This is a genomic window from Dactylosporangium sp. CA-139066 (assembly GCF_050936175.1).
In the GTDB taxonomy this organism is placed as follows: Bacteria; Actinomycetota; Actinomycetes; order Mycobacteriales; family Micromonosporaceae; genus Dactylosporangium.
The window spans coordinates 1844981-1866707 of sequence record NZ_JBNJNH010000002.1; the positions used below are offsets into that span (position 1 = coordinate 1844981).

At 71.5% G+C, this 21727-nt stretch carries 18 protein-coding genes and 1 pseudogene; 9 read left to right on the forward strand and 10 right to left on the reverse strand.

The genetic code is table 11. The annotated features are described in order from the left end of the window. The first annotated feature begins 18 nt into the window (after positions 1-18). From ACQEVU_RS53265 to ACQEVU_RS53275, 3 genes are all read left to right on the forward strand, one after another. Positions 19-735 carry a hypothetical protein gene (locus ACQEVU_RS53265; protein WP_433338558.1) on the forward strand — a complete coding sequence of 239 codons (717 nt, stop codon included), beginning with the start codon at positions 19-21 and terminating at the stop codon, positions 733-735. A 216-nt stretch (positions 736-951) separates the two neighbouring features. Continuing rightward, entirely contained in the window at positions 952-2214 is a 1263-nt protein-coding gene (locus ACQEVU_RS53270) for a nucleotide sugar dehydrogenase (RefSeq protein ID WP_433338560.1), read from the forward strand. A gap of 40 nt (positions 2215-2254) precedes the next feature. Further along, positions 2255-4072: a glycosyltransferase family 39 protein gene (locus ACQEVU_RS53275; RefSeq protein ID WP_433338562.1), complete on the forward strand. Its 1818-nt coding sequence runs from the start codon at positions 2255-2257 to the stop codon at positions 4070-4072. Between the two features lie 419 nt (positions 4073-4491). On the opposite strand, the gene ACQEVU_RS53280 is transcribed toward ACQEVU_RS53275, so the two are convergent. From ACQEVU_RS53280 to ACQEVU_RS53290, 3 genes are read right to left on the reverse strand one after another with little or no spacing between them, the layout of a single operon-like run. Then, on the reverse strand, positions 4492-5952 hold the full coding sequence (locus ACQEVU_RS53280; RefSeq protein WP_433338564.1) for an O-antigen ligase family protein: 1461 nt from the start codon (positions 5950-5952) through the stop codon (positions 4492-4494). Beyond that, a complete protein-coding gene (locus ACQEVU_RS53285) occupies positions 5949-6899 on the reverse strand; it encodes a glycosyltransferase family 2 protein (RefSeq protein ID WP_433338566.1) in 951 nt (316 codons plus the stop codon). The genes ACQEVU_RS53280 and ACQEVU_RS53285 overlap by 4 nt, the downstream gene beginning before the upstream one ends. Before the next feature lie 48 nt (positions 6900-6947). Next, complete coding sequence (locus ACQEVU_RS53290; RefSeq protein WP_433338568.1) at positions 6948-8993, reverse strand: hypothetical protein; 2046 nt, start codon at positions 8991-8993, stop codon at positions 6948-6950. A gap of 98 nt (positions 8994-9091) precedes the next feature. Between ACQEVU_RS53290 and ACQEVU_RS53295 the strand changes: the two genes are divergently transcribed. After that, entirely contained in the window at positions 9092-10264 is a 1173-nt protein-coding gene (locus ACQEVU_RS53295) for an LCP family protein (RefSeq protein WP_433338570.1), read from the forward strand. Between the two features lie 316 nt (positions 10265-10580). On the opposite strand, the gene ACQEVU_RS53300 is transcribed toward ACQEVU_RS53295, so the two are convergent. Beyond that, a complete protein-coding gene (locus ACQEVU_RS53300) occupies positions 10581-11438 on the reverse strand; it encodes an RNA polymerase sigma factor SigF (RefSeq protein ID WP_433338572.1) in 858 nt (285 codons plus the stop codon). A gap of 504 nt (positions 11439-11942) precedes the next feature. Between ACQEVU_RS53300 and ACQEVU_RS53305 the strand changes: the two genes are divergently transcribed. Next, positions 11943-12146: a cold-shock protein gene (locus tag ACQEVU_RS53305; protein WP_190251213.1), complete on the forward strand. Its 204-nt coding sequence runs from the start codon at positions 11943-11945 to the stop codon at positions 12144-12146. 137 nt (positions 12147-12283) lie between these two features. Here the strand turns inward: ACQEVU_RS53305 and ACQEVU_RS53310 are convergent, their stop codons facing one another. From ACQEVU_RS53310 to ACQEVU_RS53325, 4 genes are all read right to left on the reverse strand, one after another. Beyond that, positions 12284-12562, reverse strand: a complete 279-nt coding sequence (locus tag ACQEVU_RS53310) for a hypothetical protein (protein ID WP_433338574.1) — start codon at positions 12560-12562, stop codon at positions 12284-12286. A gap of 99 nt (positions 12563-12661) precedes the next feature. Next, positions 12662-12985, reverse strand: coding sequence for an STAS domain-containing protein (locus ACQEVU_RS53315; protein ID WP_433338576.1), 324 nt, complete (start codon positions 12983-12985; stop codon positions 12662-12664). Continuing rightward, positions 12982-13350, reverse strand: coding sequence for an ATP-binding protein (locus tag ACQEVU_RS53320; protein ID WP_433338578.1), 369 nt, complete (start codon positions 13348-13350; stop codon positions 12982-12984). The genes ACQEVU_RS53315 and ACQEVU_RS53320 overlap by 4 nt, the downstream gene beginning before the upstream one ends. A gap of 41 nt (positions 13351-13391) precedes the next feature. Further along, entirely contained in the window at positions 13392-13655 is a 264-nt protein-coding gene (locus ACQEVU_RS53325) for a hypothetical protein (RefSeq protein ID WP_433338580.1), read from the reverse strand. Between the two features lie 392 nt (positions 13656-14047). Here ACQEVU_RS53325 and rho point away from each other — a divergent pair. Beyond that, positions 14048-15214, forward strand: a pseudogene (gene rho / locus ACQEVU_RS53330) (transcription termination factor Rho); the annotation flags it as partial. Positions 15215-15224: 10 nt separating this feature from the next. Here the strand turns inward: rho and ACQEVU_RS53335 are convergent. Further along, entirely contained in the window at positions 15225-16085 is an 861-nt protein-coding gene (locus tag ACQEVU_RS53335) for a DUF2207 family protein (protein ID WP_433338582.1), read from the reverse strand. A 289-nt stretch (positions 16086-16374) separates the two neighbouring features. Here ACQEVU_RS53335 and ACQEVU_RS53340 point away from each other — a divergent pair, with 289 nt between their 5' ends. Both ACQEVU_RS53340 and ACQEVU_RS53345 read left to right on the forward strand, forming a co-directional pair. Next, positions 16375-16584 carry a hypothetical protein gene (locus ACQEVU_RS53340; protein WP_433338584.1) on the forward strand — a complete coding sequence of 70 codons (210 nt, stop codon included), beginning with the start codon at positions 16375-16377 and terminating at the stop codon, positions 16582-16584. A 180-nt stretch (positions 16585-16764) separates the two neighbouring features. Further along, the gene (locus ACQEVU_RS53345; protein WP_433338586.1) at positions 16765-17361 is read left to right on the forward strand and encodes a class I SAM-dependent methyltransferase; all 597 of its coding nucleotides are present in this window, start codon (positions 16765-16767) and stop codon (positions 17359-17361) included. On the opposite strand, the gene ACQEVU_RS53350 is transcribed toward ACQEVU_RS53345, so the two are convergent. Next, positions 17327-19753 carry a Tex family protein gene (locus ACQEVU_RS53350; protein ID WP_433338588.1) on the reverse strand — a complete coding sequence of 809 codons (2427 nt, stop codon included), beginning with the start codon at positions 19751-19753 and terminating at the stop codon, positions 17327-17329. The genes ACQEVU_RS53345 and ACQEVU_RS53350 overlap by 35 nt on opposite strands. A gap of 150 nt (positions 19754-19903) precedes the next feature. Here ACQEVU_RS53350 and ACQEVU_RS53355 point away from each other — a divergent pair, with 150 nt between their 5' ends. Continuing rightward, a complete protein-coding gene (locus ACQEVU_RS53355) occupies positions 19904-21727 on the forward strand; it encodes a sigma-70 family RNA polymerase sigma factor (protein WP_433338590.1) in 1824 nt (607 codons plus the stop codon).

Here is a 21727-nt window from a genome sequence, read left to right on the forward strand (position 1 = left end):
GAGAGGAGAGGGAGAGCAATGCGAGCCCGAAGAAAAACGGCGCTGACATCACTCGCCGGCCTCGCCGGCGCCTTCGTCGCGGCGGCCGTGCTCGGCGCGCCGACCAACGCACAGGCCGCCCCCGAGGCGGCATACCCGGCACCCGCTCCGGCGATCCGGGTGAGCGCGGCCTCGGTCACCATGGGCGACGCGGTCCGCCTGCAGGGCCGCGGCTTCATCGCCGGCGAACCGATCTCGATCCGCGTGCAGTACCGGATCACCCGCAACTCCGGCGGTTACGACAACCCGTGGGGCGTGAACGTCAACGGCGACCGCCGCACGGACGACCAGGGCCGCTTCTCGGCCCGCGTGCGGCTGGGCATGCCCGGCTACGCGATCATCAAGGTCACCGGCAAGAAGTCGCACAAGACCCTGTCGGTCGCCGTGCGCGTCCAGGCCTGGAAGAACCCCTGGCCGGACGACATCTTCGACGGCACGCCGCTGGGCAGCAGCCCGGTGCGCGGCCACTGGGACGGCGGGGACCGCCCGGCGGGCTTCTTCGGCCCGTTCCGCAGCGGCTGGTCGCCGTACCGCCTGTCGGCCAACGAGGTGCAGGCCGGCACCGAGGTCGCGGCCCCGGCGCCGCGACAGCAGCAGCACCGCACGTACGGCGCGGACCTCGTCCCGGCCCTGCTGGGCCTGACGGCGCTCGCGGGCAGCGGCCTGATCACGTACCGCCGCCGCCAGTCCCGCTGACGGTTGTCCCCGTCTCTGTCGGGCGCCGGCGCTCGGTTCTGTCGGGCGCTGGCGTGCGGCGTTCGGAGCGTGCGGCGCTCGGATTTGTCGGGCGCTGGCGCGCCACGACAAATCCGACTTATCACGATTTAGCGGTATCACCCGATCAACAGTGATCCAAGCCCGGCCCGTCGGCGCGCTCGCCGGCGGGCCGAGTAGTACCCGGATAGGATGATCATGGGCAAAGTCGTCATCATCGGGCAGGGCTACGTCGGCCTGCCGCTGGCCATCCGAGCCGTGGAGGCCGGCGACGACGTCGTCGGGCTCGACACCGACACCGATCGCGTCAAAGCGCTCGGCGCCGGCCTCTCGTTCGTCGAGGACATCTCCGACGAGCGCCTTGCGCGGGCGCTGGAGACCGGCCGGTACCGGCCGACCGACGACTACGCGGACGCGGCCGGCTTCGACACCTGCGCGATCACCGTGCCCACCCCGCTCACCGACGGGGTGCCCGACATCAGCCACATCGAGCACGCGGCCCTGCAGATCGCGCCGCACCTGCGCCCCGGCTGCACGGTGATCCTCGAGTCGACCACCTATCCGGGCACGACCGAGGAGGTGCTGCGCCCGCTGCTGGAGCACGCGAGCGGGCTGCGCACCCCCGACGACTTCCATCTGGGGTACAGCCCGGAGCGCATCGACCCGGGCAACCCGACCTGGCACCTGGAGAACACGCCCAAGCTCGTCTCCGGCATCGACGACAGCTCACTCGAGGCCACCCGCCGCTTCTACGCGCGCTTCGTCGAGCGGCTCGTGCCCGTCTCCGCGCCGCGCACCGCCGAGCTGACCAAGCTCTTCGAGAACACGTTCCGGCACATCAACATCGCCCTGGTCAACGAGCTCGCGATCGTGGCGAACAAGCTCGGCGTCGACGTGCGCGAGGCGATCGGGGCGGCGGCGACCAAGCCGTTCGGGTTCATGGCCTTCGACCCCGGTCCCGGCGTCGGCGGCCACTGCCTGCCGATCGACCCCTCCTACCTGTCGTGGCAGGTCAAGCGGGAGGTCGGCCAGCGCTTCCGGTTCATCGAGCTGGCCAACGACGTCAACGAGGGCATGCCCCGCTACGTCGTGCAGCGCGTCGCCGCCGGGCTCAACGCCCGCTGCAAGCCGGTCAACGGCAGCCGGATCCTGTTGCTGGGCCTGGCGTACAAGAGCAATGTCGGCGACCTGCGCGAGTCACCCGCCCGGGCGGTCGCGGAGCTGCTCGTCGACCTCGGCGCCGACGTGCGCGCGGCCGAGCCGCACGCCGCGCCCCGCGACGTCGGCACCCTCGGCGGGGTGACGCTGGTCGACCTCACCGCCGTCGAGGTCATGGCGGCCGACGCGGTCGTGTTGCTGACCGACCACGACGACTTCGACTACGCGCTCATCGAGGAGCATGCGCAGTACGTCTTCGACACCCGCAACCGTTGCCGGGGCCGCGTCGTCGAACTTCTCTAGTCCATCGCGAACGCCCGGCGCGGTCCGGTAGCGTTCGCGCGTGATTGTCGCGCCGGCCCGTCTCGGGCTGATCCGGGCCGGGCTCGTGCTCGGCGGCGGCGCCGTGCTGCTGGTGGAGCTGCTCTCGGCGTTCGGGCTGCTGTACCGCGGCATCATCATCGCCCTGTGGGCGCTGGTCGCGGTGGCCGCCGCCTGGTTCGGCCGCCACCGGGCGCGCGCGATCGCGGCCCGGGTGCCCGCGTTCTGGCGCGACGCCGGCCGGGGCGAGCGCGTGATGGTCGCGATGCTCGTCTCGCTGTTCCTCGCCGAGCTCGTCGTCGCCCTCCGCTCGCCGCCGAACAACTTCGACTCGCAGACCTATCACCTGCCCAAGATCGAGCACTGGGTCGCGCAGGGCGACGTCGGCTTCTACCCGACCGTCATCGACCGCCAGCTGGCCATGGCGCCGGGCGCGGAGTACCTCCTGCTGCACCTGCGCCTGCTCACCGGCGGCGACGCGCTCTACAACCTGGTCCAGCTGGCGGCCGGCGCCGGCGGCGCGATCATCGCGTCGCGGATCGCCGCCCAGCTCGGCGGCGCCCGTCGCGCTCAGCTGATCGCCGCGCTGATCTTCGGTACGACTCCGATCGTGGTATTAGAGGCGACGAGCACCCAGACCGACCTGGTGGTCGCGCTGTGGGTCGGCAGCGTCGCCACCCTCGTCCTCGACGAGCTGCACCGGCGCACCCCGTGGACCGCGGCGCTGCTGCTGGGCGTGGCGGCCGGACTGGTACTGCTGACCAAGGCCACGGGCCTGCTCGCCGCCGGGCCGATGCTGATCTGGTGGTTCGCGACGCAGGTTCGCCGGCGCCCCGTCGTCGTGCGCGCGCTGGCCGGCGCCGCGATCGTGGCCGCCCTGATGGCGGTGATCTCCGGCCCGTACCTCTGGCGCGTCCAGTCCACCTACGGTCACCCGCTCGGCCCCGCCCACCTGCGCGACTCGATCTCGATGCAGCGCCACGACCCGGCGTCGGTGCTCATCAACGCGCTGCGCATCGCCGAGACCGCCCTGGAGACCCCCGCCGGCGCCGTCGGCTCGGCCCAGATCATCGACCTGGCGCACGCGCTCGGCGTCGACCCGCAGGCGCGGGACATCACCTATTGGGGCGCGGAGTACCCGTACGAGTCCTGGCCCCCGGACGAGGACCGCGTGTCGCTGCCGGTGCAGGGCGCGCTCGTCCTGATCGGCGCCTTCGTCCTGCTGTGGCGCCGCTCGCCGGCCCGCCTGTACGCCGCGCTGTTCTGGTTCGCCGTCCTCGCGTACGTCGTCACCGTGAAGTGGCAGCCTTGGGGCAACCGCCTCGTCGTGTTTCTCGTGCTCCTCGGTACTCCGCTCGGCGCCCTCTGGGTCGATTCGCTGCTCGCCTCGCGCCGCCGCGTGCTCAACTGGGCGGTCGTCCTGGTGCTGGCCGGCGGGGCGGTGGCCGGCGGCGCCTCGGTGGCCTTCGGGTGGCCGCGGCGGCTGGTCGGGCCCCACTCGGTGTTCACCATGTCGCGGGCGGACGAGCGCTTCGTCCGGCGGCCCGAATGGGGGCGCGACTACCAGTGGGCGGCGGCACAGGTTCGCGCCTCCGGCGCTCGGCGGGTGGGGTTGCTGCAGGGGTACAACACTTGGGAGTACCCGTGGTGGATTCTGCTGCGGGGGGATGAGCTCGTTTCGCTGCAGTCGTTGCAGCCGGATCTGAAGGCGGCGGGCATCGACACGGTGGATGCTGTGGTCTGCGTGGATCCGCCGATCAGCTGTGCCTTCTACATTCCGCCGTCTTGGAATCCGCAGACGCAGGGGTCGGTCACCTACGCGATCCATCCGCCGCGCTAGGTGCTGTGGCACGAAATGTCGGGCGCTGGCACACCACGACATTTCGGACTTATACCTCGACGGGCGATAAATCCGATAAGTCGTGGCGCGCCAGCGCCCGACTTATCGGACTTGCGTGCGTGGTCCGGCTTTCGTGAGCGCGCCACCGCCCGTGCCGCTGAGCCGGCGCCGCCGCTGCGCGGTCACCTCGACGCGGGCCGAGGGGCGGGGTCGAGCGCCGCCGCCGTTGACGGCCTCGGTGACACGTGGGTCGAGGACCGGCCCGGTCGAACCGTTGCCGGTGCGCCTGCGCCCGACTCATGCTTGGCGCACCCGGGCAAAGCGGTCGAGGATCGGACTTATGCGTTGTCGGGCGATAAATCCGATAAGTCGTGGCGCGCCCGCGCCCGACTTATCGTCACAGCGCACGAAGACCCCGATCAGCTCAAGGCGGGGGTTGGCGCTGGGGACGGGGTAGGGGATGTGCGGCGGGCGCTCAGCAGGATCTGGGCCTCGCCGGCGGCCAGCAGGAGCCAGATCGCGCCGTTCGTGCCGCCGATCAGCCAGTCCTCCGTCGCGATCGTCGGGACCACCGCCAGGGCGGCGATCGTGTACCACGCGGGAGGCAGCGAACCGTCCGGGCGGCGGCGCACCGCGTGCCACAGCAGCAGGGCCAGGCCCAGCACGAAGGACGCGGCGCCGAAGACGCCGCCGCGGCGGAAGGCGCCGACCGCGGCGTTGTCCGTGTTCAGCTGGCGGCGCGGGCCCTCGACAGGGTTGCCGTCGTTGACGCGGGTGACCACGGCGCGCGACGTGCGGGCGTCGCCGAAGGCCTTCTCGGCCCAGCCCGCGTGCTTCCAGTCCACCCAGACCTGGCGCCACGTGTCGGTACGGCCGCTCGTGACGTCGGCGCCCTGGTTGTCGAAGCGGTCGCGGAGGAGGAACTGGTACCCGCCGCCGAGGGTCACCACGATGACGAGCACGACGAACGGGGTGGCCACGGCGAGCCAGCCGTTGCGCGACGGGAGGCGGTCCAGGTCGTCGTTGCGGCGCAGCAGGACCAGGCCCAGGTGTACGACGGCGGCCGCGGCGGCGAAGACGAAGCCCGTGCGGGAGTCGCTGATCGACAGCACCAGCGCGGCCAGCGCGCCGACGCCCAGGCGCTGCCAGGCGGCGATCGTGCGGTCGAAGCCGATCCGGATGCCGGCCGCGGCCATGAGGCCGGCGAGGGAGTTCGGGTGGTAGAAGAGGCCGGGGCCGCCCCAGAAACGGTTGGTCATGAGGCTGGCGGAGCTGTTGTCCGGGATCGCGTGGACGTGGTCGAACAGGCTGCCGGAGCCGACCAGCAGCAGCGCGGCGATGCCGAGCAGGATGGCCGAGGCGATGCCGATCGAGAGGTCGCGGCGCTTGCCCCGGCTGTTGAGGGCGATGAGCGCGAGGACGGCGAGGGTGAAGACGCCGGCGTAGCCGACGCGCTGGGCGGCGACCTTCCAGTGTGCGACGAGCACGGCGCCGAAGATGCCGAAGAACCAGTACGCCAGGCCGAGCCACGCCGCGCCCAGGCGGGGCAGCGACCGGGCCGCGCGCAGCCACGGCCACGCCCAGACCGCGAAGACGACCACCTCGACGGCGAGGACCGCCCAGATGATGCCGGGGCGGTGGGTGGCGGTCCAGGTCAGGATGCCCGCGAGCACGAAGAGCCCGCCGCAGACGAGGCCCTGCAGCGTGATGCCGGGCAGGCTCAGCGCCAGGCCGACCACGGCCATCGCGATCAGGCCGGCCGCGAACGCCTCCGCGGACTGTCCGATCGAGTCCGTCCTGGTGTACTCCAAGACGCCCGCCAGCAGCGCGACCACCACCGCGACGACGGCGCCCGCCGCGCGGCCCTTGGTGCCCGTCATCCCTCGTTCGCCCGGGTGCGGCGGCGGCTGAGGAAGAAGTCGCGCACCACGCGGCGCGGGCCGGCCGGCACCAGCCAGACCTGCAGGAACGTCACGTAGTCGGTCATGCTCGGCTTGCCGTGGCGGCGGGCCTCGCGCAGCAGGTCGAAGAAGACCCGCGGGCTGCGGCTGGCGGCGGCCATCGAGCCGACCACGCTCATGGCGAGCGCGGCGTACGCGCGCGGGGTGACCCGGGGGCGAGTCTCCTGCAGCCATTGCAGCGACTGCTTCCACGGCGCGTCGAAGCTGATGCGGGGGCGGTTCTCGTCGGCGTACCAGATGACGAGCGGCTCCTCGGCATAGATCAGGTCCACGCCCTCTTCCTGCAGGCTGCGCAGGGTCCAGTCGAGCTCCTGCAGGCGGCGCAGGCCGTCGGCGAACGGCACCTTCCGCAGCAGTGCCGTCGGGGCCATGATCGTCGAGGTCTGGATGAACCCGTCGCCGTGGAAGAGGCCGTGGCGTACGGCGAGGTACTCGCTGATCGGCTCGTCCGGGGTCGGAATCCGGCGGGGCATGATCAGCTCGGCCCGAGGGGTGCGCATGTACAGCCGGCTACCCACGATCGGCTGCGCCACCCCGGACGCGCGGGCCCGGGCGAGCTGGGTCTCGAGCTTCTCCGGCAGCCACTCGTCGTCGTCGTCCAGGAACGCGACCCAGTCGGCGCGCGCGTTGTCGACGCCGCGGTTGCGGGCGTTCGGGGCGCCGCCGGACGTCGGCAGCTCGACCGGGCGGACCCGCTCGTCGCCGAGGCCGGCCAGCGCCTCGACGGTCGCCGGGTCCGGACCGTCGATGACGACCACGACCTCTATGTCCGGCAGGGTCTGCGCCAGGGCGCTCCTCACGGCGCGCAACACCAACTCGGGGCGGTTGCGGGTGGGAATGACGACGCTGACCTCGGGTCTTTGCACGATGACCAATCCGTCTCGGTTGCGGTGCTGCGCCACCACACAGAGTCCTTATGGGTTCGCTGGCGTAGCGTACACGACCTGCACTTTCGCCGGATATTTCGAGGCCAGGGCCTGGGCCGCCGCGATATTGGTCGGGGCCGCCGGGTCGCCGAAGGCCACCGGGAGTGGCTGGCCGGGCCGGACGTTGGGCCGGTGCGGGTGCTCCGCATCGACGACGAGCAGGCTCGCCTCCGGGTCGTGCACGAAGAACCGCACCGGCTTCGGGCTCTCGCGCACGAGCCGGTCCAGGTCCTCCATGGTGCTCGCCTTCCCGGCCGATCCGGGGTACAGCAGGCCGGACCACGCCGGGAAGTACCGATAATTGTGCTGCAGCGCGGCGGCGCCGAGCGTGGCCGACCAGTTCCGCCACGGGCTGCCCATGAGGTCCACGTTCACCGCGTTGCCGCCGTCGGGGAACATCCGGGCCATCAGCAGCGCGTCACGGGCCGCCTCCGGAGAGCCGCGGTCCTTGCCCAGCGCCAGCTTGACGCCCGGCGCGACCGGGGTGGTGTGCCACTCCCCGCCGGCGAGGGCGAGGGCGGCGACGATCGGCAGGGCGATCGCGACCCGCAGGGCCACGCCGACGCCCGGCAGGAACCGCACGAGCCCGCCGAGCGCGCACAGGCAGACCACGATCAGCAGGTGCAGGAGCTTGTCGAAGTAGTACACCGGGCGGCCGATCGTCGCCGTCTGGTACAGCCCCAGCCCGGCGGCCAGCGTGAACGCGACGGCCAGGGCGTACAGCGCGGCGCGGTGGCTCGGCGCGCGCAGGCCGCGGCGCAGCAGTACCGCAAAGACGGCCAGCCCGAGCAGGGCCAGCGTCGCCGGCCGGTCGACGACCCGGGCCGTGCCGTTGAGCAGCAGCTGCGAGCCGCTGGACGCGGCCGCCGCGGTGAGCGGGCCGATCGCCGACACGAGCGTGACGAGCGCCGCGGCCAGCCAGCCCCACCAGAAGCGCCACAACCGGGCGCGGGCGATCCACCACAGGGCGGCCAGTCCGCCGTACACCAGGAACAGTGGGTAACTGAACGACAGCCCCACCAGCAGCAGCGCGACGGTGACGGTCTGTTCGCCCAGGCGCGGCAGCGGGCGCACCACGAGCGCGGTGAGCACCGCCGCGCAGGCGAGGCCGGCGAGCTCGTTCGGGTAGCCGCGCGACAGCACGGTCACCGGGTCGCCGAGCACCAGCCAGGCGCCGGCGAGCAGCAGCACGGGCAGCAGCCGGGCGGGCGACGTGCCCGGGCCGGCCAGCCGGCGCACGGCCCACAGCACCGCGAGCGCGAGCAGCAGGAACGTGCCCACCAGCAGCCACACCATGACGTCCACGGCGGCGCCGGGGGAGCTCTGCCCGGTGGTGGAGGCGATGAAGCGGCCCAGCACGGCGTACGAGAAGTGCAGGCCCTGCGGGTAGTTCGCGATGCCGTTGAGCTCCTCGTCGGGCACGAAGGGCCGCAGCGCCTCCGGGCGCATGAAGAGGTAGCCGCCGGTCCTGCCGATGACGTCGTACAGCAGGTAGTGCCGCGCGATGTCCTCGCCCGCGAGCGGCAGGCCCAGGCGGCCGCCGAGGTCGCGGGCGATGTACGGGATCAGGGAGATCGCGGCGACGGCGGCCGCGGCGAGCGCGAGCAGCGCGTCGGCCGGGCGCCGGAGCCTGCGCGCCGAGCGGTCGGCGCGCCGGACCGGCTCGAGCCGGCCGGTGGCCGCGGCGATGAGCACCAGCGCGCTGAGGGCGACCCCGGCGATGAGCGTGGGGTTGAGGTGACCGGGCCAGAGCGTCAGGCCCAGGCCGAACACGCACGCGGCGCCGAAGAGCTGGGCGCAGGCGAGCACGAACCGGTCGATGAGCCCGGTGGCGCCGCGCTGGACCGCCATCGTGCCGGCGAGCACGAGCAGCGGCAGCAGGGCGTCCAGGCGCAGCGGATGAGCGGCCAGCGGTACGACCCACGCGACGGCCAGCGCGATCGCGATGCGCGCGATGCGGAGGCCGGTACGGCGGCCGTCCGCCGCGCCCCCGCCCGTCACCCCGTCGTCGGTCCCGGGCCGCATCACCGTCACCACAAGCACTCTCCGTATCGGTCGGGCATCGGACCGCTGGGACGTGACGATATCGCGTTGCCCAGGTACCGTCCTTGGCGGCGTCATTGTCGTGACTGATGGTGATGGAGGGGCGGGCTGTGGCGAAGGGCAAGACCCGGCGCAAGGGTCGCCGGCGCGATCCCTTGTGGGCACGGCTCCTCGTGGTGGCCGGCGCGCTGATGATGATCGTTGCGGGCGGCGCGTTCGTGGTCAAGGACGCCGTCCTCGGCTACGCCACACGCAGCGTGGCGCAGGAGGACCTGCTGCCCCAGACCGACCAGCACAAGAGCATCAAGGGCCCGAAGAACATCCTGCTCATGGGCATCGATCCGCGGCCCGACCAGGACCCGAACGACCCGATCCGGGCCGACTCGATCCTCATCCTGCACATCCCGGCCTCGCACGACATGGCGTTCCTCATCTCGATCCCGCGGGACACCTGGGTCTCGATCCCGCGGTACAACAACGGCAAGCGCACCTACAACGGCGGCCAGGACAAGATCAACGGTGCCTTCGCCGAGGGCGGCTACGGGCTGACCGGCAAGGACGCGCGCAAGCACGGCACCGGGCTGCTGGCCGCGACCATCAAGCAGAACTGGGGCATCACCTTCGACGCCGCGGCGATCGTCGACTTCGTCGGCTTCCAGGACGTCGTGCGGGTGCTCGGCGGCGTGGACATGTACGTCGACCAGCGCACCGTCTCGGTGCACATCGGGCACGACGCGCAGGGGAACACGAAGGTGCCGTACATCCAGCGCCCGGCGGCCAACGGCGGCACCGAGCTGATCGAGGTCAAGGGCGTGAAGCCGGTCGTCTACGAGGTCGGCTACCAGCACCTCGCGGCCTGGCAGGCCCTCGACTACGTGCGCCAGCGCGAGACGCTGCCCAACAGCGACTACGACCGCCAGCGTCACCAGCAGCAGTTCATCAAGGCCCTGCTCAAGAAGATCGCGAGCAAGGAGGTGCTGGGCAGCCCCGGCACCCTGAACAAGGTCCTGGAGGTCGTCGGCCGCGCGATGACCATCGACACCGGCCCGTTCGGCCTGGACGACTGGATCTTCGCGATGGGCGGCATCGACGGCGACCGCATGGTCACGCTGAAGACCAACAACGGCGGCTTCCACGCCTCGACCGAGCACCCCGGCGCCGAGGCGCTCGACCAGACGACCCTGGATCTGCTGGCCGCGGTACGCGGCGGCACGGTGCCGGACTTCGTCCAGAGCAATCCGGGCATCGCCGCCTCGAGCTGATCCGCCCGCCGGCGTTGAGAACCATCCGGGCTCGCCGTCCGAGCTGATCCGCCCGCCGGCGTTGAGAACCATCCGGGCTCGCCGTCCGAGCTGATACGGCCGCCGGCGTTGAGAATCCGAGCGGTGCGCGGCGGCACGGCGGCATCGCCGCCCCGTGCTGATCCGGCCGCCGGCGTTGAGAATCCGAAATGTCGGACGCTCCGCGATCCGACATTTCGGATATTTCGTATATGTGCGAGTTGCAACAATGCGCGAATAGGGCGAAACGCCGCCGCTCCTTCTGAGGCAGGTCGGCGGCGTTTCGCCCGATTGATTCCTACTCCGCGATGGCGACGAGTTCGGTCCGCAGCGTGCGCAGCGCAGCGGCCAGCAGCCGGGAGACGTGCATCTGGGAGATGCCGAGTTCGGCGGCGATCTGCGACTGGGTCAGGTTGCCGTGGAAGCGCATCGCGATGATCTTCTGCTCGCGCTCCGGCAGCTTCGCCAGCAGCGGGCGCAGCGCCTCGCGGTTCTCCACGTTGCTCATGTCCGGGTCCTCGGCGCCGAGCAGGTCGCCCAGGCCGGCCGCGCCCGGGTCGCTGCCCTCGCCGGCCGGGGCGTCGAGCGACAGCGCGCGGTACGCCTGGCCGCAGTCCAGCCCCTCGATGATCTCCTCCTCGGAGACGTTGAGGCGGGCGGCGAGGTCGGCCACGGTGGGGGAGCGGCCCAGGTCCTGGGCCAGGTCGCCGGAGACCTTGCTGATCTCCAGGCGCAGCTCCTGCAGCCGGCGGGGCACGCGCACGTCCCAGCCCTTGTCGCGGAAGTGCCGCTTGAGCTCGCCGACGATCATCGGGATCGCGTAGCTGGTGAACGCGGCGCCGCGGGCCGGGTCGTAGCCGTCGACGGACTTGATGAGGCCCAGGTTGGCGACCTGTACCAGGTCGTCGAACTGCTCGCCACGGTTGCGGAAGCGGCGGGCCAGGTACTCGGCCAGCGGGATGTACATCTCGATGAGCCGCGCGCGGACGCGGTCGCGGTCGGCGCCGGCCGGAAGGTCGGCCATGAGCGACAGCAGCGCCTTGGCCTGCGCGTCGGTGGCGCGGGTGCTGGTGCTTCCGGACTCGCCGGTGCCCTGGTTGTGCGGGGCGTGCTGGGAGATCGCCTGATCGATGGCACGGTCGATGGAGACGGTCACGGGTTTGGCCCTTCTGGTACGGGTGACCGGCGGCGGCCTGGGCGCAGACGGATGCTGCGGCCGGGAAACAAGGGTGAAAGAAGGCAAGCGCCGCCAACGCCGGTCGGTAAGTCGCTCTCGGCACCCGTTTCTTGAGTGCCGGTGCAAGACCTGCGGTGCTCATCGGGCATCCCGCCGCTGCTGGACGGGGCCCGTTCATCCACGGTCAGCCGAAACAAACCGTTCGGACGAGGTGAGCTGACCCGACTGTACTAGATGTGTCGGCCGGACGCGAGACTGGCGCGTTGAAGTTGGTCGCTATATCACCGATTGTTCAGTGCGGCAATACGCTGAGTGTCCGCACTGTAGGGGTGTGCATTTCGGTTTGGTAGTCGATCGGGTCCGTATCGCGATACCGGGGCTGCGTTTTGCCAGCGCGCAGGCTACCGTCTCCACCGTGGCGTGTGCCTGTTTCAAATTGATCCGTGAGGTGCGGGTCGGGGCGCCGTCGCTAAGGAGTTACACGTGGCATCAGGCACGGTGAAGTGGTTCAACTCGGAGAAGGGCTACGGCTTCATCTCGCAGGACAACGGTGGGCCCGACGTGTTCGCGCACTACTCGGCGATCCAGGCTACCGGCTACCGCGAGCTGACCGAGGGTCAGAAGGTCGAGTTTGAGATCACGCAGGGCCAGAAGGGTCCGCAGGCCGACAACATCCGCGCGGTCTGACAGACACCCTGAGTCGTAGGCCGAGACCCGCTTCACGGCCGAAGGAGTAGCAAGCCCCCGTCCGACAATCTCGGCGGGGGCCTTGCGGTTTCCGGGGTCCTTGCGGTTTTGGGGGTCCTGAGGGCTGCGGCGGGGGATCAGGCCAGCGCCACCCGCGGCTCGGCGAAGACCTCCGGGGTGCACGAGTCGGCGTAGGCATGATGGATCATCCGCAGCGCCCAGCCCATCCGTGCGGTGGCGCACTCAGGGTGGTCGCCGAACTCGGTGGCCACGCAGGCCACGCAGCCCTGCACTCCGATGCGGCGCAGGGTGCACGTCACGGCCGAACGCACGTCGGCGTCGAGCGGGCTCTGGGACATCTGCAGCGTGGAGGCGAAGAGCGCTTCGGCGCGAACCGCTTGGAACGTGGACTCCATGGTGGGACCTCCTGCTGGCAACTCCCTGCTGTGTCCAGCTACCTCCTGTCCAGGTGCCGGTGCGGGAACTGTCCGGTTGCTCAATGGTTCACTCGTCCATTAGCTAGAACGACCTGACCGCAGCCCGAATTCCTCCAGTACCCCGGTCAGCTCCAGCAATCGGAAGACAGCGGGGCTGGTGCCGGTGATCCGCAGGCCGCCGCCCACGTCGGTGTTCGCGGCCACGAGGACCTGCAGGCCCGTCGAGTCCATGAAGGTGACACCGGTCAGGTCCAGGTCCACCCGCGATGGTCCGTGGGTGCGGATCGCCTCGCGGAGCACGGCGATCAGGTCGGGGGCGCTGGTCATGTCCAGCTCACCCGAAGCGGTCACGGTGACCGTGCCGTCCGCGGTGGGGGTGGCAAGCGCGGCAAACTCGGTCATAGCTTCTTCGTGACCTTCACGAGCAGGCCGTCGCTGTCCACGTCGACCTCGTCGGCGAGGGACCGCACGACCCGGAGGGAATGTTCCGAGGCGAGCAATGCGTTGAGATTTTCGACGGACAGCTCGCCGGGGTGCGTGACTTCAATCACACAGCGCTGTTCGTTGACGGTCGTCCGGACCTGAAAGGCCACACCGACCCGCACGTGACTGATCACGTTCGCCCAGGTCTCGCTGATGATCAGGGCGATGTCTGTCCGACTCTGTTCGGACACTTCCAGCCCCACCAGCGCACCGTCGAGGGCGTGCCGGAGGGCGTTCATGCGGTCGAGATCCCGCGGCAGGTCGACGGTCAGGCGAAGGTCCACAACTGCACTGTTACCGCGTCGGCGGTCGGCGGAAACGTCCCTCAGCCGGCGTACGCGAACTGACGGGAGGCCAGGTCCTGGTAGGCCGAGCGGACCATCTGCAGCGCCCAGCCCATGCGGGCCGCGGCGGTCTCCGGGTACTCGCCGAACTCGCCGGCGACCCGCCCGGCGCAGCCGTTGACGCCGTAGCGGCGCAGCGTGCCGGTGACCGCGGCGCGCACCTGGACCGGCGTCGCGTCCTGCGAAGGCTGCAGCGCGGAGGCGAAGAGGGCCTCGGCGCGTACTGTGTCGAACGTCGTGTTCATGTCAACCCCCCGGCTGTGGTGCTCCCTGACACCAACCAGGTAACCGGCGTCACGGTGCTGGTCCGGGACCCGCTCGGGTGCTGGAAGGTAGCGCGCCACGCCACCACGGGACTTGCCCCTGCCTGGCGTTCGGGTTACCGTCGAGCCAGTCCCGCGGATGTCGGCTATCTGCCGCCCGGGGACGCCATTCGCCACCGCGTGTCACGCTCTCGCGCAGGAAGCTAGGCGGCCACCGCACACGCAGTCCACCGCAAGCAGCGCAGGCAGGACCTTCGAGGCACGCGCACCTAGAGATCCACTTTTACGGCCGAACAGTCCTTAGGAGGACGCATATGGCCCCAACCGAAGTGTTGGAACGTACCACCCCCAAGAACCCCTCGGCGCAGAGCCAGGGCCGGCGGCGCACCCGCTCCGCCCAGCGCAACCGGGACCACAGCCGCCCGGCCAACCAGCCCCAGCCGCCCTCATCGGCCGAGGCGCGAGACGTCGCCGGGATCGTCGACGTGTACCGCGACAAGATGATTCTCCGGGTCGACAGCTACCTGCCCGGGCCCGACGACGTGACGGTTCCGGCCGCGATGGTCCGCCGCTACGGCCTGCGCCACGGCGACGCCCTGACGGGCAGCGCCAACGGCGGCACCCTCACCCGGCTCGACACCGTCCACGGCAACGACCCCGAGTGGGCCCGCAGCCGCCCCGAGTTCAGCAAGCTCACCGCCCTCTTCCCGCAGGAGCGCCTGCGCCTGGAGACCGGGCCGCGCCAGCTCACCGCGCGCCTCATCGACCTGGTCATGCCGATCGGCAAGGGCCAGCGCGCGCTCATCGTGTCGCCCCCGAAGGCCGGCAAGACGATGGTGCTGCAGGCGATCGCCAACGCCGTCGCCCGCAACAACCCCGAATGCCACCTCATGGTGCTGCTGATCGACGAGCGGCCCGAAGAGGTCACCGAGATGCAGCGGTCCGTCCAGGGTGAGGTCATCGCCTCGACGTTCGACCGGCCGGCGGGGGAGCACACCGGCGTCGCCGAGCTCGCCATCGAGCGCGCCAAGCGGCTCGTCGAGCTGGGCCACGACGTGGTCTTCCTGCTGGACTCGATCACCCGGCTCGGGCGGGCGTACAACAACTCGGCCCCCGCCTCCGGGCGCATCCTGACCGGCGGCATCGACGCCAACGCGCTGTACCCGCCGAAGCGCCTCCTCGGCGCCGCGCGCAACATCGAGAACGGCGGCTCGCTGACCATCATCGCGTCCGCGCTCGTCGACACCGGCTCGACCGGCGACACCGTGATCTTCGAGGAGTTCAAGGGCACCGGCAACGCCGAGCTCAAGCTCGACCGCAAGCTCGCCGACCGCCGCGTCTTCCCGGCGATCGACATCGACGGGTCCAGCACCCGCCGCGACGACGTCATCCTGCACCCGGACGAGCTGCTCGCCGTGCAGCGGCTGCGCAAGGCGCTCGGCGCCAACGGCCAGCCGGCGACGGAGCAGCTGCTGGACCGCCTCGCCAAGACGCAGTCCAACGCGGAGTTCCTGACGCTGCTGCTGCGCGGCCAGGCGTAGCGCGTCCGCCCTACAGGGCGACGCGTGAGCGCATGAGGGCCTCTTCCGTCGGCAGTACTCCGAGCGCCGAGGCGAACGACATCTCCCGGCCCCACGAGGCGACATCCGCCGGGGCCAGGTCGGTCACGCCCTCGACGGCGACCAGGTGGGCCCGGTAGGCGAGCCAGCCCGCCGCGACCTGCGTGCCTTCCGGCGTGCTCTGGTCGCTCCAGCGGAGCTCGACGGTGAAGTACATCGCCAGGAACACGGCGGCGGCGGCGATGAGCGACCCGGAGATCTGGTCGGCAAGCCCCGCGTGCAGGGCGGCGGAGGTCCACATCCAGGTCGCGAACATGCACCCGGCCGGCACCACGGCGGCGCCGAGCAGCGCCCGCTTGGTCCGCCGGGACAGCCGCGGCCGGCACAGCCCGCGGTGGCGCGCCTCCTCGATGACGGCCCGGTAGAACTTCCCCCGCCAGCGGCGCGCCTCCGCCCAGCTGCGGAACGCAAGGCTGGTCAGCGACGCCTCGCCGTTCGTCGAGAGGGTCTGGACCCGGTCGAGGACCTGCTGCTCGTACGGCGTAAGGCTCCGCCCGTCGCCCTTGCGCAGCCGCACCGTGGTCTCGGCCGGGTCGTCGCCCGGCTGGCGCAGCTCGAGAAACCCGCGCGCGGCGAGGTCGAGCAGCGTGCTGTCGATCGCGTCCTCGTCGGAGCGCCACCGGTTCACCATGAGGCTGACGACCGCCGGCGGCTCCTCGCCCGGCGGGGTGGTCATGGGCGCCCCCGGCTCGGGCAGCCGCGTCCGCGAGCGCCACAGCGTCACGCCCGTGAGCAGGACCCACACGGCCAGCGTGACGGGCACGCTGAGCTCCAGGAACGGGGGCCAATCCACGACGAACCTCCGGGCGTGCAGGACAGGGTGGCGTGCGGGGTTGCCCAACCACCCTAGACGGTTCCTCGCAAAACGCGGCGAGGACGACCACCGCTCACGCCCGGGCCGGGAATCCTTTCCCCGACAGTTGGTCGGTTTGCCCGACAAGTCGGGCGCTCCGCGCCACGACTTGTCGGATTTATACCCCGACAGGGCAAATTTCGGGCCGGAAGGGACGACGGCACGCGGCCCCGGTCTTTGCGTCTCCGCGACGCGGTTCCATGGCCCGTCGGCGTGGCGGCTCGGGGGCGTGGCTCCACGCGTGGCGGTGGGGCTGCGCGGCGGCTTGATGGCCTGGCGGCTCGACGACTCAGCCGCGCGGCTCACGCGGCGGCCCAGCGGCGCGGCGTGGTGGCTCAGCGGCGCGGCGTGGTGGCTCAGCGGCGCGGCGTGGTGGCTCAGCGGCGCGGCGTGGTGGCTCAGCGGCGCGGCGTGGCGGCGGGGCTGCGCGGCCTGGTGACCCGGCAGCTCAGCGGCGGGGCGGCTCCGGAGCCTAGCCGTAACGCGGCGCGCGCATCGCGTTAAATCGTGAAATGTCGGATATGTCGGGCGCGCCAGCGCCTGACATATCCGGCGCAGCGGGAACACCGGCAAGTCGCGAGCGGCCGCCACACTAAAGTCGCGGCAGGAGGACATCACCGTGCTGCCCGAGATCGAGCTCGACCTCGCCCCGGCGGGGGTGCGGCTCTTCGACGCCACGGGCGGATACCGGAGCGACACACCCCCGCCGTTCTGGTCCTTCGCCTGGCCGGGCGGGATCGCGCTCGCCCGCTACCTGCTCGACCACCCGGCGGTGGTCAAGGGCCGCACAGTCGTCGACTTCGGCGCGGGCTCCGGCCTCGTGGGGATCGCGGCGGCGCGAGCGGGCGCCACTACTGTCACCGCAGTCGACACCGATCCCGCGGCCCGCGACGCTGCCGTGCGCAACGGCCGGCGCAACGGCGTCGAGCTGCAGACCGCGGCGAGCATCGTGCCGGCCGATGTGATCGTCGCCGGGGACGTGTTCTACTCGGGCGCCGTCGCGCCGAAGGTCCTGCAAGTCCTGCGCGGGGCCAGGAGTGAGGCGCTCGTGGGGGACCCCGGGCGCGGGTTCCTGCCGGAGCGGCTGTTTGAGGAGCTGGCCGCGTACGACGTCCCCGTCCGGCCTGAGCTCGAGGAGGACGGGGACGTCATGCGCACGCGGGTGTGGCGGCTGGTGCGGGCTACTTCCGCCGCTGCTTCGGCTGCTGGTCCTTAAGAGCGTCCAGGCCCTTGTCCAGGCCGGCCCGGCGCAGGGCGTCGGCCAGCGCGCCGCCGCCCGAGAACGAGTCGCGCGAGTCGCGGTTCGAGCGGCCGCCACCCCCGCCACCGCCGCCGCTACCGCCACGCGAGTCGCGGGAGTCGCTGCGCGGGCGGCCGCCGCCGCCCGAGGAGGAGCGGGGACGGCCGCCGCCGGCCGACTCGCCGCGCGGGGCCGGGGTCGTCTCGTCCTCCAGGCGCAGCGTCAGGGAGATGCGCTTGCGCGGGATGTCGACGTCCAGGACCTTCACCCGGACGATGTCGCCGGGCTTGACCACCTCGCGGGGGTCCTTCACGAACGTGCGGGACAGCGCCGACACGTGGACCAGGCCGTCCTGGTGCACGCCCACGTCGACGAACGCGCCGAAGGCGGCCACGTTGGTGACCACGCCCTCCAGGAGCATGCCGGGGGTGAGGTCGGAGATCTTCTCGACGCCCTCGGCGAACTCGGCGGTCTTGAACGCCGGGCGGGGGTCGCGGCCGGGCTTCTCGAGCTCCTTGAGGATGTCGGTGACCGTCGGCAGGCCGAAGGTCTCGTCGACGAAGTCGGCCGGCTTGAGGCGGGCCAGCGTGGCGGTGTTGCCGATCAGCGACTTCACGTCGCCGCCGGTGGTGGACAGGATGCGGCGGACCACCGGGTACGACTCCGGGTGGACCGAGGAGGAGTCCAGCGGGTCCTCGCCGTCGCGGATGCGAAGGAAGCCGGCGCACTGCTCGAACGCCTTCGGGCCGAGGCGGGCGACGTCCTTCAGGGCGCGGCGGCTGCGGAACGGGCCGTTGGCGTCGCGGTGGGCGACGATCGCGTCGGCCAGGCTGGAGCCGATGCCGGAGACCCGGGTCAGCAGCGGGGCCGACGCGGTGTTGACGTCGACGCCGACGCCGTTCACGCAGTCCTCGACGACCGCGTCGAGGGAGCGGCTCAGCTTCGACTCGGACAGATCGTGCTGGTACTGCCCGACGCCGATCGACTTCGGATCGATCTTGACCAGCTCGGCCAGCGGGTCCTGCAGGCGGCGGGCGATGGAGACCGCGCCGCGCAGGGAGACGTCGAGGCCGGGGAGCTCCTGCGAGGCGAAGGCGGAGGCGGAGTACACCGAAGCGCCCGCCTCGGACACCATCACCTTCACGACGCCGAGCTGCGGGAACTGCTTGACCAGGTCGCCGGCGAGCTTGTCGGTCTCGCGGGAGGCGGTGCCGTTGCCGATGGCGATGAGCTCGACCTTGTGCTTCTGGCACAGCGCGGCCAGGATCGCGATCGACTCGTTCCACTTGTTCTGCGGCACGTGCGGGTAGATCGTGTGCGTGTCGACGACCTTGCCGGTGGCGTCGACGACGGCGACCTTCACGCCGGTGCGGAAGCCCGGGTCGAGGCCCATCGTGGCGCGGGTGCCGGCGGGCGCGGCGAGCAGCAGGTCGCGCAGGTTGGCGGCGAAGACCCGCACCGCCTCCTCCTCGGCCGCCTGCCACAGCCGCATCCGCAGGTCGATGCCGAGGTGCACGAGGATGCGGGTGCGCCAGGCCCAGCGGACCGTGTCGCTGAGCCACTTGTCGGCCGCGCGGCCCTCGTCACGGATGCCGAACTTCGAGGCGATGGCCGGCTCGTACAGCGACGGCGCCTCCGGGTCCTGGGTGGGCTCCATCACCAGGTCGAGCATCTCCTCCTTCTCCCCGCGGAACATCGCGAGGATCCGGTGGGAGGGCAGCTTCGTGAACGGCTCGCTGAAGTCGAAGTAGTCGGAGAACTTGGCGCCGTCGGTCTCCTTGCCCTCGCGCATCTTCGACACCAGCCGGCCCTGCGCCCACATCTTCTCGCGCAGGTCGCCGATGAGGTCCGCGTCCTCGGACATGCGCTCGACGAGGATGGCCCGCGCGCCGTCCAGCGCGGCGGCGGCGTCGGCCACGCCCTTCTCGGCGTCGACGAAGACGGCGGCGGCCGCCTGCGGGTCCACGGTCGGGTCGGCGAGCAGCCCGTCGGCCAGCGGCTCGAGCCCGGCCTCGCGGGCGATCATCGCCTTCGTACGCCGCTTGGGCTTGTACGGCAGGTAGATGTCCTCGAGGCGGGCCTTGGAGTCGGCCGCCATGATCTGCGCCTCGAGCGCCTCGTCCAGCTTGCCCTGGCTGCGGATCGACTCGAGGATCGCGGCCCGCCGCTCCTCCATCTCGCGCAGGTACCGCAGCCGCTCCTCCAGCGTCCGCAGCTGGGCGTCGTCGAGCATCTCGGTCGCTTCTTTGCGGTACCGGGCGATGAACGGCACCGTGGCCCCGCCGTCGAGCAGGTCGACGGCCGCGGTCACCTGCCGCTCCCTGACGCCGAGCTCTTCCGCGATGCGCTGGTGAATCGAGGTGGTCACGAGCATGCATTGTGCCCCACCCGGGGCCCGAGCACCCAGGCCGCCACGGCGCGGCCACGCCGTACTTACCCAAAGTAGTTTTCTGGAACTTGTTATTGACCCGGCGTGTCCACGTCTCCTGAATAGGTTCGACAGGAGGCGGAGGCACTGATGAGCACGTCGTCGACGGTGATCGCGGCGCGGGGCGGCGACCAGCGGGCACTCGATGCCCTGGTCGGCGAGTACCTGCCGCTGATCTACAACATCGTCGGGCGGGCACTGCAGGGGCACGCCGACGTCGACGACGTGGTGCAGGAGACGATGCTGCGCATCGTCGACGGGCTGCCGCGGCTGCGCGAGCCGGACAGCTTCCGCTCCTGGGCCGTCGCGATCGCCATGTCGCAGGTCCGCGACCGGCACCGCCGCCAGGTCCAGGCCCCGCTGGTCGGCGACTGGGCCGACCCGACCGACACCGCCGACCCCGGCGCCGACTTCGCCGACCTGGCGATCACCCGGCTGCGCCTGTCCGGGCAGCGCCAGGAGGTCGCCGAGGCCACCCGCTGGCTCGACCACGACGACCGCGAGCTGCTGTCGCTGTGGTGGCTGGAGGCGGCCGGTCAGCTCGACCGCGAGGAGGTCGTCGAGGCGCTGCACCTGACCCGCCAGCACGCGGCCGTGCGCATCCAGCGGATGAAGGCGCAGCTCGACGCGGCCCGGGCGGTCGTGCGGGCGCTCGCCGCCCGGCCCCGCTGCCCGGAGCTGAGCGCGGTGCTGCACAGCTGGGACGGGCGCCCCACCGCGCTGTGGCGCAAGCGCCTGGCCCGGCACACCCGCGAGTGCCGGCAGTGCGACCGGGCCTGGATGGACATGATCGCCGCCGAGCGGCTGCTGGCCGGGATCGCCCTGGTCCCGGTGCCGGCCGCGCTGGCCGCCGTGTCGTTCGCCGGTGGCGCAGCGGCGACGACGACCGGCGCGATCACGGTCAAGGCCGGGGGCCTCAAGGCCGTGATCACGGGCTGGATCGCGGCCTCGAAGCCGGCCCTGGTCGGCCTGGCCGCCACCGTCGCGATCGCGGGCACCGCCGGTGCCGTCTACGTGGCCACGAAGGACGAGCCCGCCCCGCAGGTCGTCGCCGCCGCCCCGTCCGATTCGCCGGCCGAGCCCCCGGCCCTGTCATCCGCGGCACCGCCCCCGAGCAGCGCCGCGCCGCCGCCGAGCGCGACGCCGGCCAAGACCACCGTGGCCGCGCTGCCGCCGGCGACCAAGAGCGCCAAGAAGGGCGTCAGCACCAACGACAAGTTCGGCTCGAACAACGCCCCGGCGATCAAGGACGTGAAGGCCGGCTGGTACTACGACTGGTCCCCGAGCCCGGTCGCGAGCGTGTCCGGCGTCGAGTTCGTGCCGATGGTCTGGGGCGGCGGCAACCTCTCCGCCGACCTGGCCAAGGCGAAGGCCAACGGCAAGACGCTGCTCGCGTTCAACGAGCCGGACCTCAAGGAACAGTCGAACATGACCCCGCAGCAGGTCCTCGACCTGTGGCCGCAACTGCAGGCCACCGGCCTGCGGCTGGGCAGCCCGGCGCCCGCCTACGGCGCCGACACCCCGGGCGGCTGGTTCGACCAGTTCATGACCGGCGTCCAGCAGCGCGGCTACCGGGTCGACTTCATCACCCTGCACTGGTACGGCGGCGACTTCTCCGCCAACGCCGCGAACCAGCTCAAGACGTACATCCAAAACGTGTACAACCGCTACCACCTGCCGATCTGGCTGACCGAGTACGCGCTGATGCGCTTCGACAACGGCACCGTCTACCCGTCGACGGACCAGCAGGTCGCGTTCGTCAAGAGCTCCACGGCGATGCTGCAGGAGCTGTCCTACGTCGAGCGCTACAGCTGGTTCCTGCTGTACACGAGCAAGTCCGGCGACACCGGCCTCTACAGCAACGGCACCACCCCAACCCAGGTGGGCGCCGCCTATCGAGCCGCAGGAGGATGA